The following is a 15,532-nucleotide window of genomic DNA, read 5'->3' as shown; positions in this document are numbered from 1 at the left end:
GCCAGATCGCCGCCTGTCTCAGGGAGTGATCCTTTACGGCCCGCCAGCATCGGGCAAGGACACCGTCACCGCCGCGCTCAGCGAACTCGACTCCAAGTACGCGCAGTTCATGCGGCTGAAGGTCGGGACGGGCAAGTCTGCTGGCTACCGGATGGGCACAGCCGAGCAGCTGGGAGATCTCGAAGCCACGGGCGACGTCGTATACGCGAACACCCGGTACGGCAACACATACGTCATCGACCGTCCCGGCCTGGACGATGCATTCGCGGCCGGTGTGCCGGTGGCGCACCTCGGACAGGTGGACGGCGTCCAGGCGCTGGTCGACGGCTACGCGGCCGACTGGCTGGCGGTGCTGTTGTGGTGCCCACGCAATGTGACCGCGCGGCGGTCCGCGGAACGTGGTGACAGCGACACCGCAGCACGCCTGACGGCGTGGGAAGCGACCCGCGACGACCTGGACGCGCACCCCGACATGACCTGGGATCTGACTGTGGACACCACGTCGGCGTCTCCGCAGTACACGGCGCAGCTCGTCGACGAACTGCTGGCGCAGCAGGCGGGGGCAGCGACGGCATGAGGGCGGGCTATGGGTGGGCGAGTCGGTCCAGGGCGTCGGTGAGCGTGAGTTCGCTGTCGTCCTTGACGTCGTTCCACCGTGCCAGCGTGGACGCGGCCGCGCGCAGCATCTCCTGCGGGAGGCCGGCGGCCGCGAGCATGCCGGCGGCTTCCTCCAGCTCCGGCCCCCAGCGCCAGGCGCGGGCTGCGGCCTTGGCAACGTACGTGGGTTCCGCGAGGTACGAGTCGGTGCGCCGGGAAGCGATGTCGACGAGCTCCTGGTCGACGCCGTGCTCGCGTGCCATGCCGACCGCGAGCGCGACCAGCACCCGGCTCGTCTTCTGGAACGACGCGTACGCCAGCTTCAGCGCGGAAGCTTTTCCGACCTCCGGGCCCAGCACCGTCGTCCGGACGTCGGTGCGCGCGAACAGAGCCTCAATGTGCTCGGTCGCGGAGGCGGGGCCGGACAGGTACAGGGTCGGCGTCTTGCCGCCGACCGGCGGGGAACCGACGACCCCTCCGTCCACGATGGTCGCGTCAGGTTCAAGCAGCGCGGCGATCCGATTCGTGCGCTCGGGGCTGATCGCGTTCGCCTCGACGTACACCCCGGCGAAGCGATGCCCGGCGACGTCGCGGGCCAGGTCCTCGGCAGCGGCCGGCGGGCAGAGGCTGATGACAATGTCGCTGCGGTCCAGCAGTTCGGCCAGCGTGGCCACGGGCGCGAGCCCGAACTGGGCAGCGCGCTCGACGGACGCGGGGCTGCGCCCGGTCGCGCACCACAGGACCGCGGCCGCGTTGGTTGAGGCGCAGGCGGCAACCGCGGCGCCCATGCTGCCGGGGTGGAGAATGCCGACGGTCGGCTGGTCCACGGTCACAGGGCTACTCCGTCTCGTTGAGCAGGATGGTGATGGCGTCGGTGACGTCATCAATGACGTGGTTCGCAGCGGGGAGTCCGTCGGGCCAGGGGCGGCCACGCAACCAGATGGTGCGCAGACCGGCTTGGTGTCCGCCGCCGATGTCTCCGGCCGGGTTGTCGCCGACCATCCAGCCGCCGTTCGCGAGACTGACACCGCAGTTGGCGGCCGCAAGTTCGAACAGGCGCAGGTCAGGTTTGCGGATCTCCAGATCGCCCGAGACTGCGATGCCGTCGACCAAGTCAGTGAGGCCTGTCGCGGCGAGTTTGGCGCGCTGGATGTCGCTGGCCCCGTTGGTGATGACACCGATCGTCCATGCGGCCGCGCGCAAGCGCGCCAAGCTCTCAAGTACTTCGGGACGGCAGGTGACGGCGGCCGCCATGCGATCGACGTACGCGCCCCACAGCTGCGGCCCGTCGCCAGCCAGCCGGAACGTCGTGACCAGCCGGGAGAAGGTAGCGGGAGCAGCTCGCTCAGCCAGTTCCGTCAGCAGCCAGGCCTCGACATCCTGACCGTACCCACGGTCGCTGCACAGGTCATCGATGGCTGTGCGAAGAGCAGTTGTGCGACTGACCAGGGTGTTGTCGAGATCGAAAAGGGCGAGCCGCATGGGTGCAAGCCTAAGCATGCTGGCCTCCTCGGGCTCGACACGCCGTCAAGTCCTCGCGTAGGCCCCACAGTCGATCTCTTTCGTGTAGCGTTCAGGACGCCAGTTACTGATGGGAGGCGCATGTCGACCACGCACGATCTTCCCGCGCCCGTTGAGTCCCTTTTGAACAGGGCCGTTGCCCTTCCGGCTCCCGCCGAGAGGGCCCGGCTGCGACTCGCCGGAAATCTGACGCAGGCCGAAGTAGCCGACGCCCTCGGCGTCCATCGGGTCCAGGTGGCCCGCTGGGAGACCGGCAGGGCGGAGCCTCGGCAGCCGCACCGACAGACGTACGCGCGGCTCCTTGCCGGACTCGCAGCAAAGTTGGAGGGCACCCGCCAGGACTGACACCGACCGAAACCTCTGCTGAAACGCCGAAGCGGCCCCTCCGTCGCCACAACGGGGGACCGCTTCACAGCGTCCGACTCAGCACCCTGACAAGTCCTTGAGTCGTGTAGCAGCGAGGTGACCTCGTCTGCCGGGTGATACCCGTGAGCCCTTGGGCTCGCGTGGTCACCTATACCCAGAGTATGCGCAGGAATCTGCGCAACGCCACTATTCCGGGTTCAGAAGTAGGTCACAGCGCCCTTCGCGGCTCCCCTACCTGGGGAGATGACCCAGTGCACAGCCAGCACAACCCGCTCGACTCATCCATGTCCGACGGTCTCAACATCGACGATGAGACCGAGTACACCCTTGCTTTCGAGCCGCCAGCCGAGGGTGGCATCCCTATCTCGTACGAGGAACTCTCGGTCTGCGGCCAGGAGCCGCTGCGCCTGGTGGTGCTTCTGGCCTTCCGGGCCCACGAGCTGGATGGCCAGCCTCGCGACGCCGAGGCGCTGTACTCGTTCCTGACTAACAAGTCGATGCGCGGCGATGACGGCTTGCCTGTCCGTATCGATGACGTACGCCGCGCCTTGGACTTCCTGCATACCCAGGACCTCGTCACCCTGGACGGTGCTGCATGAGCACCGATGACTTCGGTTCCAGCTACCTCGAGCGCGCCTGGGAGGCGCCTGAAGAGGTGGTCCTTCGCCGTGAGCTTGTCCGCACGCCCGGTCTGCAGCCTGAGGATCTCGGTGTCCTTGCGGAACTTCTGCTGCGCGACCCCCGCCTGCCGTCGACCATGGAAGCAATCCGCCGGGACCTCCAGGCGCAAGGCTGGAAGATGGGCAAGGACCGGTACAACGCCATCTCGAAACGTCTGACGGACGCCGGCCACCTCGCTCGTGTCCCCGCTTTCGACGAGGCCACCAGTCGCCCTACGTGGGTCACCCGGGTGTACCGGAACCCTGCCAACAACACTCAGTACGTCGACCTGGGCATCGCGGCATCTGTGCAGGTCAACGCCGAAGTGCGGGAAAACCGCGATCCCCTCCCCCACGGACTGCGGGAAACCCGCGTTTCGCCAGGTCAGAGCCGAAACGCGGAAAACCCGCAGTCCGGAAGCGAATCGCGGGAAACCCGCGATCTGGAAACCCGCGTTTCGCCAGGTCAGAGCCGAAACGCGGAAAACCCGCGATCCGCTTCTCCCCCCCCACACCCCCCGGAGGAGGTAACTACCTCCTCCCCCTACCCCCTCACGAACACCGGGGGTCCCACGGGGTTGCCGTCACCACGGGAGGAGGGGGAGGGAGCTGTCTGCTCCGAGGACGACCTTCGGGTTGCGGCGGACGTGTTGGAGCTGCTTCCTGCGCCGTGGACGCAGGGCAGGTTGAACGCGGGCAAGCTGGCGCCGAAGCTGCTGACGGTGATGGCTGCTCAGGGCTGGCCGGAGATCGGTGTGGTTGATCGCGGCTTGCTGATCCGGCAGCTGACGAAGAATCCGCACAAGGTCAGCAACCCGTACCGGCTGCTGGCGGGTGACCGCATCCCGAATCTGCCCCGCTACGCCGTCGTTGCGGCTGAGGCGGAAGCCGCGCGACCGCCGGGCGCGACAACGGACGGCATGTGCCCCAAGCACCCGACCTACCGGGCGGGGAATCGCTGCATTCCCTGCATCACGGCCTAAAACACGGCGGGCCGGACCGCTGCAACGGTCCGACCCGTATCCCCTGCCCGACGCATCCGAACAGGAGACCCCCAGTGTCCAGCACCCGGGACCTTCCCGCACAGAGCCGCTCCGCACCGCCCGACATCAGCGAGCAGGGCGGTGCCAACCGGAGCCGTGAGGTTCTGCGCACGCCGCCGCACAACCTCGAAGCCGAGCAGGCCGTCCTGGGCACCCTGATGTCCAGCACCGGGGCCGCCGCACGGTATTTCGCGGAGACCCTGGAGACCGGCATCACCGCCGGGGAGTACTACTGGCCCGCCCACACCACGATCCACCGGGCCATCTGCGACCTTCACCAGGAGACCGAGGTGGTGGACCCGGTCACCGTTGCCGCGCGGCTCACCGAGCGCGGCGAGCTGGCCAAGGCCGGCGGAGCCGCGTACCTGCACGCCTGTGTCGAGGCCGTGCCCACGGTCGCGAACGGCGCGCACTACGCGGAGATCGTCCGCGCCAAGGCCTACCGGCGCGCGGCGATCGAGTCGGCTCAGAAGGTTCTCCAGTACGCCTACAGCGAGGAAGGCGACGAGGACGACGTCCGCAGCCTCGTCGAGCAGGAGTTCACCGCGATCGTCGCCGGTATGCCGGGCCTGCACGCCGCCCCGCCGGTCGTGGATGACCTGTACCTGGACTTCGTGGCCGAGCTGGAAGAGATCCAGGACGGTCGGAAGATCGGCCTGCCCTACGGGATCAGCGACCTGGACGCCGTTACCTGCGGCATGCGCCCCGGCAACGTCACGATCATCGCGGCTGCTTCCGGCGTGGGGAAGTCCACGCTGGCCCTGAACGCGGCGGTCACTGCCGCCAAGGCCGGCGCGCAGGTGATGTTCTCCTCGCTGGAGATGAGCAGCACCGAGCTGATGCAGAAGATCGCCGCAGCCGAGGGCAGGCTGCCCATGCACCACCTCACCCAGCAGGGCGGCCTCACCGCCGACGACTGGAAAACAGTCGAACGCCTCGGACGGGAGCTGTTTCGGACGCTGCCGCTACGGGTGTACCGGCCCGACAGCGCAGCCCTGCACGACATCGAATCCGCGGCCCGCGCCTGCGTCCGCGCCGACGGCCTGGACCTCCTGGTCGTGGACTATCTCCAACTGGTGGAGATCGAACAGGCTCGCAACATCACCCGGGAACAGGCCGTTGCCGCCGTCTCACGCGGCCTCAAAAACCTGTCCGTGCAGCTCGACTGCCACGTCATCGCCCTCTCGCAGCTGAACGAGGACGGCATGATGCGCGAGTCGAGGGCCATCAAGAACGACGCAAGCGTCGTGATCAAAATCGAGCGCCCCGACATGAACGAACCCGAATCCCCGCGCGCCGGTGAGGTCGACCTCGTGATCGAAAAGAACCGCTTCGGCCCCCGCGCAACGGTCTCCGCAGCCGCACAGATGCACTACTCCCGCTTCGTCAACATGGCCCAGACGTGACCGGCCGGGAAGGACTGACGATGGACGACAACGCTGCGATCGACGCCCTCCTCGCCACCGCGACCATCGAGCAGATCCCGCTGCCACCCGCCGAGGAACGGCGCCGGCTGCGCGAGGAACTCCACCTCTCGCGTGCCCAGGTCGCTGCCGCGCTCAAGGTCAGCGCGTCGACAGTCGGCGGCTGGGAGACGGGCCGGGAGCCGGGCGGTGAGGTGCGGAAGAAGTACGCGTACTTCCTCGAGGGCGCCGTGCTGAAGCTGAACGCCGCCAAGCCCGCGGATCCCTCGACGGCCGGTGACACCTCCGCCGACGCGGCTGTCAGCGAGGGCCAGGCCGACGTCCTGGACGACGTCGACGAGCTGGCCGCACCGCAGCCGTGCGTGCTGTGCGGACAGCCCGCCCGCCACCAGGTCGAAGGATTCCCCCAGCACCTGGACCCCGGCGACTGCACGGCCGCCGCACCGGCACCCGTTGCCGCACCCACGGTCGACGCAGGCCTCGCCCAGCCCGCACCGGCCGCCGCGCCTGCTGCGCCCGCACCGGCCGCCGCGCCTGCTGCGCCCGAGCGGGCTGCCCGCCCGGCGCGGGCGGTCCCGCCGCAGCGTCCGGCACAGGCGGACCGCTCTGGCCGGGGCGGTTGGCAGGGTGCTCGGGGTGGCGGCCGCGGTGTGAAGGTTGCTCCGGTCGGTCGTCGCGTGCAGGCCGCTGCGGACATGCCCGACCCGATCCGGTCCGCAGTCGATGGTGCCCTGGCGGAGCACGGCGGTGATGTGGAGGCGGCGACCGCCGCGCTCGTGAAGCGGGCGATCCCGGACGCGATGGCCTTGCTCGACCACACCCGCAAGGGCGGCCGCTACGACATCGTCGCGCACCCGTGGCTGCCGGACATCCTGCGCAAGCAGACCGCACGCGGCGCCGACCAGGTCTGGGAAGCACGCCCCAAATGGACACGGGCCGAACTCCCGGCCGGCGCACACGAGGTGACCGCGCTGGACATCAACGGCGCCTACCTGTCCGCCCTCAAGACCCACCTGCCGCTCGGACAGCTCGAACACAGCGAGGGCAACCACCACGACAGGAAGCGTTCTGGCCTGCACCTGATCACCCCGCCGGTCTGGGAGCACGATGCGGTCCTGCCCAACCCGGTCGGCCAGCGTGACGAGCCCGGCCCGCTGTGGGTGACCGAGCCGACGCTGCGGCTTCTGCTGCGGGTGTCGGGTCCGAAGTACGGGCTGTGCGACCCGCCGGAGATCCACGAGTCGTGGACGTCCGGTGCGACAGAGGGCCTGCTGGAGAAATTCCGCACCGCGCTCAAGGACGCACGCGACCGGGCGATCGCCGACGACGACGTGGTGACGCTGGAGTACGTGAAGGCGATGTACTCCAAGTTCGTGTCCACGCTGGGGGAGTCGAACTACAACCGCGAGCTCTACCGCACCGACTGGATGCACCTCATCCGCTCCCAGGCTTTCGCCAACCTGTGGACGAAAGCGTTCAAGGCCTACGACGAAGGCCTCATGGTGGTCCGCGCCATGGGCACCGACGAACTCCACGTCATCGGCGACTGGCGGGCCGTCTTCCCCGAGGGCCGCGGCGTCACCGAGGTGAAGGTCAAAGACGTCTACACCTTCGGCAGCGACACCGATGATCCACGGCAGGCCAAGAACGCCCCTGACGGCCCCTCCTAGCCTCGCCGTTTCACTTGGGTACGGCTGGCTTTGGGGCGGAAATGCGAAAGTGCCTTCCTGACCTGGGACGATGAACCTTGCTGAGGAGTTCTGTCGGTCCAGGCGGAGGGCACTTTCTACGTGCAGGCTATCGGGTTGCGTCCCAAGATCCAGGTCAGTGCAGATGGTTCGGGGGTGGTCGGGCATGCCGGGGCACGGTTACTGGCCGATCTCGCTGATGCCACCGGGCTGACCGCCGCGTACTCCACCGCGCTCAGGCCACTTCGGCCGCGCGGGACCGGGCATGATCCGGGCCGGATCGCCACCGACCTGGCGGTGATGCTCGCCGACGGCGGTGAGGCCATCGCGGACCTGGCCGTACTGCGGGACCAGGCAGGGGTGTTCGGTTCGGTCGCCTCGGCACCGACGGCCTGGCGACTGCTCGCCGACACCGACGAGAGGACACTGGCTTCTCTGCGCGCGGCGCGTGCCCAAGCTCGGGAAGTCGCCTGGATGCAGGCCGCCGAGCAAGGCGAGGGCATACCCGCAGTCCGGGCCGCGGGACGCATTCTGCCCGGGCTGGTCCTGGACCTCGACGCCACGCTGATCACCTGCCACTCCGAGAAGGAGCAGGCCGCACCCACCTATAAAGGCGGCTTCGGCTTCCACCCGCTGCTGTGCTTCCTGGCCAACACCGGCGAGGCACTGGCGGGCCGACTCCGTCCCGGAAACGCCGGTGCCAACACCGCGAGCGACCACATCACGGTGTTCGACCAGGCACTCGCGCAGATCCCCGACGCGCAACTTCACGGCACCGACATCCTCGTCCGCACCGACAGTGCCGGATCCGCGAAAGCATTCCTCGCCCACGTCCGCGACGTGCGGAAACGAGGAATCCGTACCTTCTTCTCGGTCGGATACGCCATCACCGAGCCGGTCCGCCGAGCCATTCGGGCCATGCCCGACCGCCTCTGGCATCCCGCCCTGGACCAGGACGGGACTCTGCGTGATGGCGCCGAGGTCGCCGAGCTGACCGGCATGGTCGATCTGGACGGCTACCCGGCCGGCACCCGCATCATCGTGCGCCGGGAGCGGCCGCACCCCGGAGCCCAGCTGTCCCTGTTCGACCAGGACGAGGGCCTGCGGCATCAGGTGTTCCTCACCGACACCCCGTACTCCGGTGGCGGTTCCGCCCAGTTCCTGGAGGTCCGCCACCGCGGACATGCCACTGTCGAGGACCACATCCGGTGCGGCAAGACCACCGGCTTCGGCCGCTTCCCCTCCCGCGACTTCGCCGTCAACGCCGTCTGGCTCGAACTCAGCCTCGCCGCGATCGACCTGCTCGCCTGGACCCGTGTCCTCCTCCTGGACGGGGAGCTGGCCACCGCCGAGCCGAAGAAACTCCGCTACCGGCTACTGCACGTCACGGCCCGCCTCACCCGCGGCGGCCGACGCCTCCACCTGCGAATATCGGCGACCTGGCCCTGGAGACACGAACTGGCCACGGCCTTCCACCGCCTCGCCGCACTGCCCCGACCCGCCAGCTGACCAGCAAACCCCCGTCCGCCCACGACCCGAAAGAACCCGGAGAACCCGACCACCGCGCCGGGACTCCGACCTGCCCAAGCACCGAAATCACATCGGCCACCCAACAGTTGGCGATCAGCGACGCCGCCTCAGCCCAACCGAAACGGCGAGGCTAGAGCCGATCACCTGACCCGGCGTCAATTCCCCCGCCGGGGCGGCCCATCGGCCCGCAGAAGCCCGTACAGTGATCGCAGACTTGAGGAATCGGAAGAGACCATGCCTGAGCGCAACATCGACTTCGGGAAATTCGGAGCCCGCGGCATCAAAGGCCACGAGGCCGTCGCCCGCCAGCTCGACAACCTCGCCGGCTACATCGCCACCCCGATCACCGCCCGACGCGGCCTCGCCGCCCGCCTCACCTACCTGACCCGCACCGCCCACGCCCGCGCCGCCGCGGCCGCCCTTGGTTTCACCCCGACCAAGGCGCAGTTGAAGAGCTGGCGGGACGGCAGCGTCACCCCGCGCCGCGCCACCCTGGAACGCATCGAGCGGGTCTACCGCACGGTCCGGCGGGAGAACGTCGCCCGCTACCTGCTCGCCCGCCTCAACCGCGAGGGCCGCGGGACGCGGGTGGAGATCCACCCGCTCAACCAGTCCCAGGTGAACCGGCCCCGCCAGCGCGAGATGGGCCTGCGCCACATGAACGTGCGCCGCTGGGACCGCATCGTCGCCGCGTGGGCGGCCGGCGCGGACCAGGAGCTGGACGACGCGTGGGTGGAGCAGGTCATCGACCTCGGCTCGCAGTGGGGCCAGTACGAGTACGTGACGAACGTCGGATTCGCCGCGTAAGAGGTCGCGCGGATAGGCGCGGTTGGGGACCCCGACAACAGAACGGGCACAGGTCCCGATGATCATGGAGTTGCGACGCTCTGTGACCACTGAGGAGACCTGTGCCCGCGCTGCCATCATGGCTCACCGAACCGCTCTGGGACCAATTCGTGGCTCTGCTGCCCAAGCGGCCGGAGTTCCATCCGGACCATCCACTCGGCTGCCATCGGCGGCGCATCAGTGACCGGATCATCTTCGACAAGATGCTGCAACTGCTGCGCTTCGGCTGCTCCTACGAGGCGATCGCCGACACGGCCTGCTCGGCCACCACGATCCGCACCCGCCGCGACGAGTGGATACAACTCGGCGTGTTCGCCCAGCTCAAGAAGATCGCGCTGGACTCCTACGACCGGATCGTCGGCCTCGTCCTCGACCAGATCGCCGTGGACGGCTCCATCACCAAGGCGCCCGGAGGCGGCGAGGCAGCCGGTCGCTCACCAGTCGACCGCGGCAAACAGGGCCTGAAACGCTCAGGCATGACGGACGGGTACGGCATTCCCCTGGGCCGTGTCCTGGCCGGCGCCAACCGCCACGACTCCCCGTTGCTCGCCCCGACCCTGGACCGCCTGGACGACCTGGGGCCGTTACCCGACGACATCACCGTGCACCTGGACGCCGGCTACGACTCGGACAAGACCCGCGAGCTGCTCAGCGAACGCGGCCTGCACGGCCGCATCGCACACAAGGGGGAGAAGGCGCCCATCCAGGCCAGCAGGCGCTGGCACGTCGAACGCACCCATGCCTGGCAGAACGCCTTCTACCGGCTCGCCCGCTGCTACGAGCGGCGCGCCACTGTCATCGACGCATTCTTCGACCTCGCCGACACCATCATCACCGTGCGTAGCCTGATTCGACGGGCATGGACAACACACCGCTGGGACGAACGCCCGAACCGCCGGCCGTGACCGCACGCCTATCCGCGCGACCTCTAAGACATTGGGCTGGGAATCTCTGCCACATGTGGCAGAGATTCCCAGCCTCACCGCATCAAACGGCGGGTGTCTGCAACGGGCAGTTCCGGCACAACCGAAACGGTGAGAAGCGGCTCCGCCAAGCGTTCGAGTGCCGGGCCGGTAGGTGGTCGGCACACAGGCGCAGCTGGCGAGAAGAGGCCGCCGGGGGCCCGAGCGGACGGTCGCCTAATCGTTCGAAGGGTGGGGCCAGAACACCTCGGCGGGGTGGGGCCGCTGAACCCCGCTCAAGGCAAGGACGATCGTCCTTGCCTTGAGCGGGGGCGCGAGCTGCAGAGCGGTCTACTGCGTGACGTGCGCCGCGTCGAGGCTGTCGTCGATGCGGAACGAGACTCCTGTCGTCTGGCCGGCCTCGGCATCCGGGTCGACCAGCTCTACGAAGTCGGCGAGCTTGTTGTAGAGGCGGCTGCATCGGGCGGAGGCCGCAGCGTCATCCTCCTTGATTCCTTCGTACAGCACGCCCAGAAGCTGCGTGAGATTGTGGCCGGACAGGAGCACTTCTTGGAGCCCACTGCGGCCCGAGGCAGCTCCGAGTTTCCTGATCCGCCCCGGTGGCAAGTTCGGATCGACGGTGAACCTCGTCGAGTCGACGCTGCCAGGGGCTTCGTGAATCTGGGCCATGCTCGTCGGCTTCGTACTTTGGGTCCAGGCTGGCTCCCACTGCCCGAAGGCGCGTTGAGCCATGAACGTCCACGTGTCCTCATGGCAAATCAGCGTCAAGTACGAGACCCCGGCGGCCGTTTTCATGTGGCCGTTGTGCTCGGCCAAGGCCGGGGCGTTGTCAGCCGCGATCTTGAGCCGTGCCGCGCGATCGTCCTCACGCCACTGCTTTTCCTGCTGCCACCGCTCCAGCTCGATCTGCCGCTTCACTGCCTGGTTGGCTCGGTATTCCTCGCGCCACGCCTTGAACACGCCCACCCCTTCGGATCACTGAAAGTCACCTGAGTATGCCGGTTGGTCACTGCCGCGGGTAGCCCGCCCAAATGCGCCGATGCGGGGAGGGCGGGACGCACAGGTCCGTTCGCGGGACTGGATGCCTCAGCCTCGTTGCGAGCGTCGGACGAGGCCTCGTAGCAAACGGATCCCACCCCCGTGTGAGACAAGACGAGCAGAAGACAGCCCGCCCTCGCGCCGGGCGATGCCCGGTGCTGTCAACGAGGCGGGTCCTGAACCCCTCATCAGGGCGGTGAGCAGGCAAGTTGTCCTCGTTCCAAGATCTTCCGCCGCGACACTCGCCACGTGAGCGACCCCGAACCCCTTCGCAATCCCGGCCTGCCGAAGACCGCGCCGGCGCGCGTCAGTTTTCCGATGGAGCGCTGGATCCTCGCTCCGCGTACGACGTGGCAGGCCCGGCGCATCGCCGCCGACTTCGGCCCCGGCATGGACGCAGGCACGGCGTGGATGATGGCGCGGCTGCAGCGCCACTCTGATGAGTACCCGTACATGGTCCGGCCTCTGGACGGGGACCAGACCTCCTGACGCGCGACAGCCGGCCCCGGCCTGGGCCACACTGGGAATGGCGTTCGCAGCGAAGGAGGTGGAGCAGGTGAGCGTTGCCACGGATCACGCCGGACCCTGGACCCTGGCCGACGCCCTGGCGCTGCCCGAGGACCGTACGACCCGCTATGAGCTGCTGGGAGAGTGTCGCCCGCGCCCGGAGTCCGTCACCAGCGGGCGAGCTTCCGGCTCCACGCCATCCTCGACACAGCCGCCCGCGCAGCCGGCGCCCCGGTGGAAGTCCTCGAAGCCATCAAGTCACCTTGCCCTCCGGCCTGGTCGTCCCCGACCTCGTGGTCACCGACGCGGGCGCCACTGCCCAGGACACCGTCAGCGTGGACGCGGACGCGGACGCCGTGCAGCTCGCCATCGAACTCGTCTCCCCGGGCAACAAGACGATGGACCGAAAGCTCAAGCCCTTGCTCTACGCCGAAGCCGCGATCCCGCACTTCTGGCGCCTGGAGTTCGACCCCGCCCCGCGCCTGAGAAGCCGTTGATGCCCCTATGGATGTCAACTTGCGGTTCCGTTGGGTGCTGCAGGGCATGCGGCTGTCCTGATGGGGGCGATGAGTCGGTAGATTTCGCGTGCGACGTATCGCTTCAGGCACCTGATGATCTCCCGGCGGGTCTTGCCCTCGGCGAGGCGTCGCCGCAGGTAATCCTGGGTGCGGTCGTCCCAGCGCAGGCGGCTGAGGACGATCCGGTAGAGGGCCGCGTTGGCCTGGCGGTCGCCGCCACGGTTGAGCCGCCGTCGTTGGGTCTTGCCGGAGGATGCCTCGACGGGGCTGGTGCCGCACAGGGCGGCGAAGGACGCCTCGCTGCTGAGGCGATCGGGGTTGTCGCCGGCCGAGATCAGCAGGGTGGCGGCGCTGTCCGGGCCGACGCCGTGCGTGTCGAGCAGGCCGGGGAAGTGTGCTTCGACGCCCGCGGCTATCCGCTTGTTGAGGTTGTCGATTTCCCCGGTCAGGTGCTGGATGCGGCCGGCGAGGAGCTTCAGCACGTGTCGGGCAGTGTCTGCTGGCCCGTCTTCCTGCGAGTCGTTCAGCTCAGCACACCGCCTGAACAGGTGCGGATTGCTCAGCCCGGCCAGCGACTCGCGCAAGGCGGCGTCGGCCGAGACCAGGACGCTCTTGAGCTGGTTGATGGCCTGGGTCCTGGACTTGATCGCGGACCCTTTCGCGAGCTTGAGCAGCCGCAGCGCTTCGACAGGGCCGTCGCTCGTCTTCGCGGTCGCGGTCGCGCGACCGGACAGCACGGCGCAGGCCGCCGCTTCCGCGTCGACGGCGTCGGTCTTGCCACGTCGTCGGCGTGCCGCCTTGTCGGGCTGGTTGACCTCGGTCACCTCAATGCCCTCGGCGCGCAGGAGGCGAGCGAGCGCTGCACCGTAGGAGCCGGTGCACTCCACCCCGGCCCGGCGCAGGGCGCCGAACGAGCGTGCCCAGGCGACGAGTTGGCGATAGCCCTCGGTGGTGGCCGGGAAGGTGCGGCCATCCAGGGCGGCGCCGAGGACGGTGACGATGGCCGCTGCGTGGAAGTCCTTGTGGGTGTCGACGCCGAGAAGGATCTCTTCGTCGGTGTCGGCCGGGATGTGACACGGGGCAGCTGGCTGCGTGATGCTGGGCAAGGTCGCCTGTCTCCTGATCGCCTCGGAACCGGTGGCCGTCGCCGGGCCGGGGAGGTCAAGACTGTGACGGTGCCTGTCGCGAAGGCCCCTATCGGGACACATCCCCTGCCCGGCGGCAGCTGATGCCGCTCCGCGCGGTGGCCGACAGATCAACAGAAAGGCACCAAAGCCAGTCTTTCCGCGAGTCAGACCACCGCTCGAAGCGGCACCAGATCATCCTCACAGTCTTTCCGGAGTTGAAGACTGCGTTTTCGCTGGTCGGGCATAGGGTCGACGATCCCGTGGGAGTAGTGGCCTGTCGTGCTGTCGCTGCCCGGGAGGTCGTGGATGCCATCGGTGGTTGGGCTGTTGGAACAGCGTGAGCTGGGTGCTCGCCGTCGTGTGGACGAGCTGCGGGAGGAAGCCGACCGCGTCCAGGCCGAGCTGGCTGTGGCCGAGCGGGATTGGAAGGAGTGGGTCATCGCCCGCTCGCGGGTCGGCGAGGTGTTGGCGCCGGTGGACGAGACCGAAGATCACGCCCGGACCGAGCGGGCGAGGCCGGCCGAGGGACCGGCCGAGGAGGCATCATCGGCATCGAGGGCCGCGAAGCCGAAGTCACAGGTGCCCATGTGGCGCGAGGGACTGGCCTGGTCTGTGCTATCGATCGACTACCAGCGCATCCTGCAGGCCCTTGCGGACCGGCATCGCCTCCATCAAGGGCCGCTGACCTGCCAGGAGATGGCCGTCTTGTTCGGCCTGGACGCGGTGCCGGCGAAGGTGGAGGCGCTGCGGTCGAAGGCGAAACGCCTGGTCGCGCGCGGCTGGCTGGCCGAACAGCAGCCGGGCCGCTTCACGCTCGCGCAGAATGTGACCGGGCCAGGCGGCGGGTCATGAGCAGGGTCATCGACCAGTAGACCATCGCCTCGGCGCTGGTGGTGCGGCGCTCGAAGTCGCGCACCAGGCGGCGGGTGCGCATCAGGTGGGCGAAAAGGCGCTCGACGATCCACCGCTTGGGCAGCACCACGAAGCCACGCATGTCGTCGCTGCGCTTGACGATCGCCAGGACCAGGGCGAGCGTGGCCAGGCAGTGCTCGACGAGACTGCCGGTGTAGCCGCCATCCGCCCAGACCAGGGCCAGCCGGTGGTGCGCGTCAGCGACTTGGCGCAGCAGGACCTGGGCGGCGGCGCGGTCGCCGACATCCGCGGCGGTGACCATCACCGCGAGCAGCAGTCCGAGGGTGTCGACCACGACATGCCGCTTACGGCCGTTGATCAGCTTGCCGCCGTCGAAGCCGCGGCTGTCGGAGCCGACGACCGCGTCCGCCTTCACCGACTGCGAGTCGATCACTCCGGCCGTCGGCTCCGTGTCGCGGCCCGCCTTCTCGCGGACCTGCGCACGTAGCCGGTCGTGGAACTCCTTGACCAGGCCGTGGTCGCGCCAGCGGCGGAAGAAGGCGTATACCCGGTCCCACGGCGGGAAGTCGGCCGGCATGGCGCGCCACTTGATTCCGTTGTCAACGAGGTAGCGGATCGCGTCCAATATCGCCCGGTGGCAGTACGCCTCCGGCTGCCCGCCGCGACCGCGCATCCAGCCCGGCACCGGCAGCAGCGGCCGGACCTTGGCCCACTCCCCGTCGGTCATGTCGGTCGGGTAACGGCGCTCGCGCATCCCGTTGTCGGTGGCGTTTCCGAACCGGTGAGCCAGACAGTCACACGCGAGGGTGACCGGGGTGGACTCCGTCTCGGCGGTCGCGTAGAACTGCGACAACAGACACCTCACGCGGCTA

At 68.7% G+C, this 15,532-nt stretch carries 17 protein-coding genes; 12 read left to right on the top strand and 5 right to left on the bottom strand.

Annotation, left to right across the window (positions count from 1 at the left end; genetic code table 11):
* The first annotated feature begins 25 nt into the window (after window positions 1-25).
* Window positions 26-577 (top strand): phosphotransferase-like protein, encoded by a 552-nt coding sequence (locus tag OHB41_RS50735; RefSeq protein ID WP_266709402.1) that lies wholly within the window; start codon window positions 26-28, stop codon window positions 575-577.
* A 7-nt stretch (window positions 578-584) separates the two neighbouring features.
* Here the strand turns inward: OHB41_RS50735 and OHB41_RS50730 are convergent, their stop codons facing one another.
* Window positions 585-1,424, bottom strand: a complete 840-nt coding sequence (locus OHB41_RS50730) for a DUF1932 domain-containing protein (protein ID WP_266709481.1) — start codon at window positions 1,422-1,424, stop codon at window positions 585-587.
* Between the two features lie 10 nt (window positions 1,425-1,434).
* Window positions 1,435-2,079, bottom strand: a complete 645-nt coding sequence (locus OHB41_RS50725; protein ID WP_266709400.1) for an HAD family hydrolase — start codon at window positions 2,077-2,079, stop codon at window positions 1,435-1,437.
* Window positions 2,080-2,199: 120 nt separating this feature from the next.
* Between OHB41_RS50725 and OHB41_RS50720 the strand changes: the two genes are divergently transcribed.
* The 8 genes from OHB41_RS50720 (at window position 2,200) to OHB41_RS50685 (ending at window position 10,579) form a co-directional block, all read left to right on the top strand.
* Window positions 2,200-2,463 (top strand): helix-turn-helix transcriptional regulator, encoded by a 264-nt coding sequence (locus tag OHB41_RS50720; RefSeq protein ID WP_266709398.1) that lies wholly within the window; start codon window positions 2,200-2,202, stop codon window positions 2,461-2,463.
* 272 nt (window positions 2,464-2,735) lie between these two features.
* Complete coding sequence (locus OHB41_RS50715; RefSeq protein ID WP_266709396.1) at window positions 2,736-3,083, top strand: hypothetical protein; 348 nt, start codon at window positions 2,736-2,738, stop codon at window positions 3,081-3,083.
* Window positions 3,080-4,126 carry a hypothetical protein gene (locus OHB41_RS50710; protein WP_266709394.1) on the top strand — a complete coding sequence of 349 codons (1,047 nt, stop codon included), beginning with the start codon at window positions 3,080-3,082 and terminating at the stop codon, window positions 4,124-4,126. Before OHB41_RS50715 ends, OHB41_RS50710 begins: the two co-directional genes overlap by 4 nt.
* Before the next feature lie 74 nt (window positions 4,127-4,200).
* Window positions 4,201-5,592 carry a replicative DNA helicase gene (locus OHB41_RS50705; RefSeq protein WP_266709392.1) on the top strand — a complete coding sequence of 464 codons (1,392 nt, stop codon included), beginning with the start codon at window positions 4,201-4,203 and terminating at the stop codon, window positions 5,590-5,592.
* Between the two features lie 20 nt (window positions 5,593-5,612).
* Window positions 5,613-7,280, top strand: a complete 1,668-nt coding sequence (locus tag OHB41_RS50700) for a helix-turn-helix domain-containing protein (RefSeq protein ID WP_266709390.1) — start codon at window positions 5,613-5,615, stop codon at window positions 7,278-7,280.
* Between the two features lie 90 nt (window positions 7,281-7,370).
* Window positions 7,371-8,807, top strand: coding sequence for an IS1380 family transposase (locus OHB41_RS50695; RefSeq protein WP_266705751.1), 1,437 nt, complete (start codon window positions 7,371-7,373; stop codon window positions 8,805-8,807).
* 255 nt (window positions 8,808-9,062) lie between these two features.
* Complete coding sequence (locus tag OHB41_RS50690) at window positions 9,063-9,635, top strand: transcriptional regulator (RefSeq protein ID WP_266709388.1); 573 nt, start codon at window positions 9,063-9,065, stop codon at window positions 9,633-9,635.
* A 101-nt stretch (window positions 9,636-9,736) separates the two neighbouring features.
* Window positions 9,737-10,579: an IS5 family transposase gene (locus tag OHB41_RS50685; protein ID WP_266709223.1), complete on the top strand. Its 843-nt coding sequence runs from the start codon at window positions 9,737-9,739 to the stop codon at window positions 10,577-10,579.
* A gap of 348 nt (window positions 10,580-10,927) precedes the next feature.
* On the opposite strand, the gene OHB41_RS50680 is transcribed toward OHB41_RS50685, so the two are convergent.
* Window positions 10,928-11,557 (bottom strand): hypothetical protein, encoded by a 630-nt coding sequence (locus OHB41_RS50680; RefSeq protein ID WP_266709386.1) that lies wholly within the window; start codon window positions 11,555-11,557, stop codon window positions 10,928-10,930.
* Window positions 11,558-11,884: 327 nt separating this feature from the next.
* Here OHB41_RS50680 and OHB41_RS50675 point away from each other — a divergent pair, with 327 nt between their 5' ends.
* Window positions 11,885-12,124 (top strand): hypothetical protein, encoded by a 240-nt coding sequence (locus OHB41_RS50675; RefSeq protein WP_266709384.1) that lies wholly within the window; start codon window positions 11,885-11,887, stop codon window positions 12,122-12,124.
* 281 nt (window positions 12,125-12,405) lie between these two features.
* Window positions 12,406-12,639: a Uma2 family endonuclease gene (locus tag OHB41_RS50670; RefSeq protein WP_266709382.1), complete on the top strand. Its 234-nt coding sequence runs from the start codon at window positions 12,406-12,408 to the stop codon at window positions 12,637-12,639.
* Window positions 12,640-12,653: 14 nt separating this feature from the next.
* On the opposite strand, the gene OHB41_RS50665 is transcribed toward OHB41_RS50670, so the two are convergent.
* Window positions 12,654-13,766 carry an IS110 family RNA-guided transposase gene (locus tag OHB41_RS50665; protein WP_526025127.1) on the bottom strand — a complete coding sequence of 371 codons (1,113 nt, stop codon included), beginning with the start codon at window positions 13,764-13,766 and terminating at the stop codon, window positions 12,654-12,656.
* 327 nt (window positions 13,767-14,093) lie between these two features.
* On the opposite strand from OHB41_RS50665, the gene OHB41_RS50660 reads away from it, so the two are divergent.
* Entirely contained in the window at window positions 14,094-14,639 is a 546-nt protein-coding gene (locus OHB41_RS50660; RefSeq protein WP_266709477.1) for a hypothetical protein, read from the top strand.
* On the opposite strand, the gene OHB41_RS50655 is transcribed toward OHB41_RS50660, so the two are convergent.
* Window positions 14,596-15,525 (bottom strand): IS5 family transposase, encoded by a 930-nt coding sequence (locus tag OHB41_RS50655; protein ID WP_266709380.1) that lies wholly within the window; start codon window positions 15,523-15,525, stop codon window positions 14,596-14,598. The genes OHB41_RS50660 and OHB41_RS50655 overlap by 44 nt on opposite strands.
* Window positions 15,526-15,532 lie beyond the last annotated feature (7 nt).

Source organism: Streptomyces sp. NBC_01571 (assembly GCF_026339875.1).
Lineage (GTDB): Bacteria > Actinomycetota > Actinomycetes > Streptomycetales > Streptomycetaceae > Streptomyces.
The sequence above is the reverse complement of the archived record's forward strand: the minus strand, read 5'-3'. Positions and strand labels throughout refer to the sequence as shown.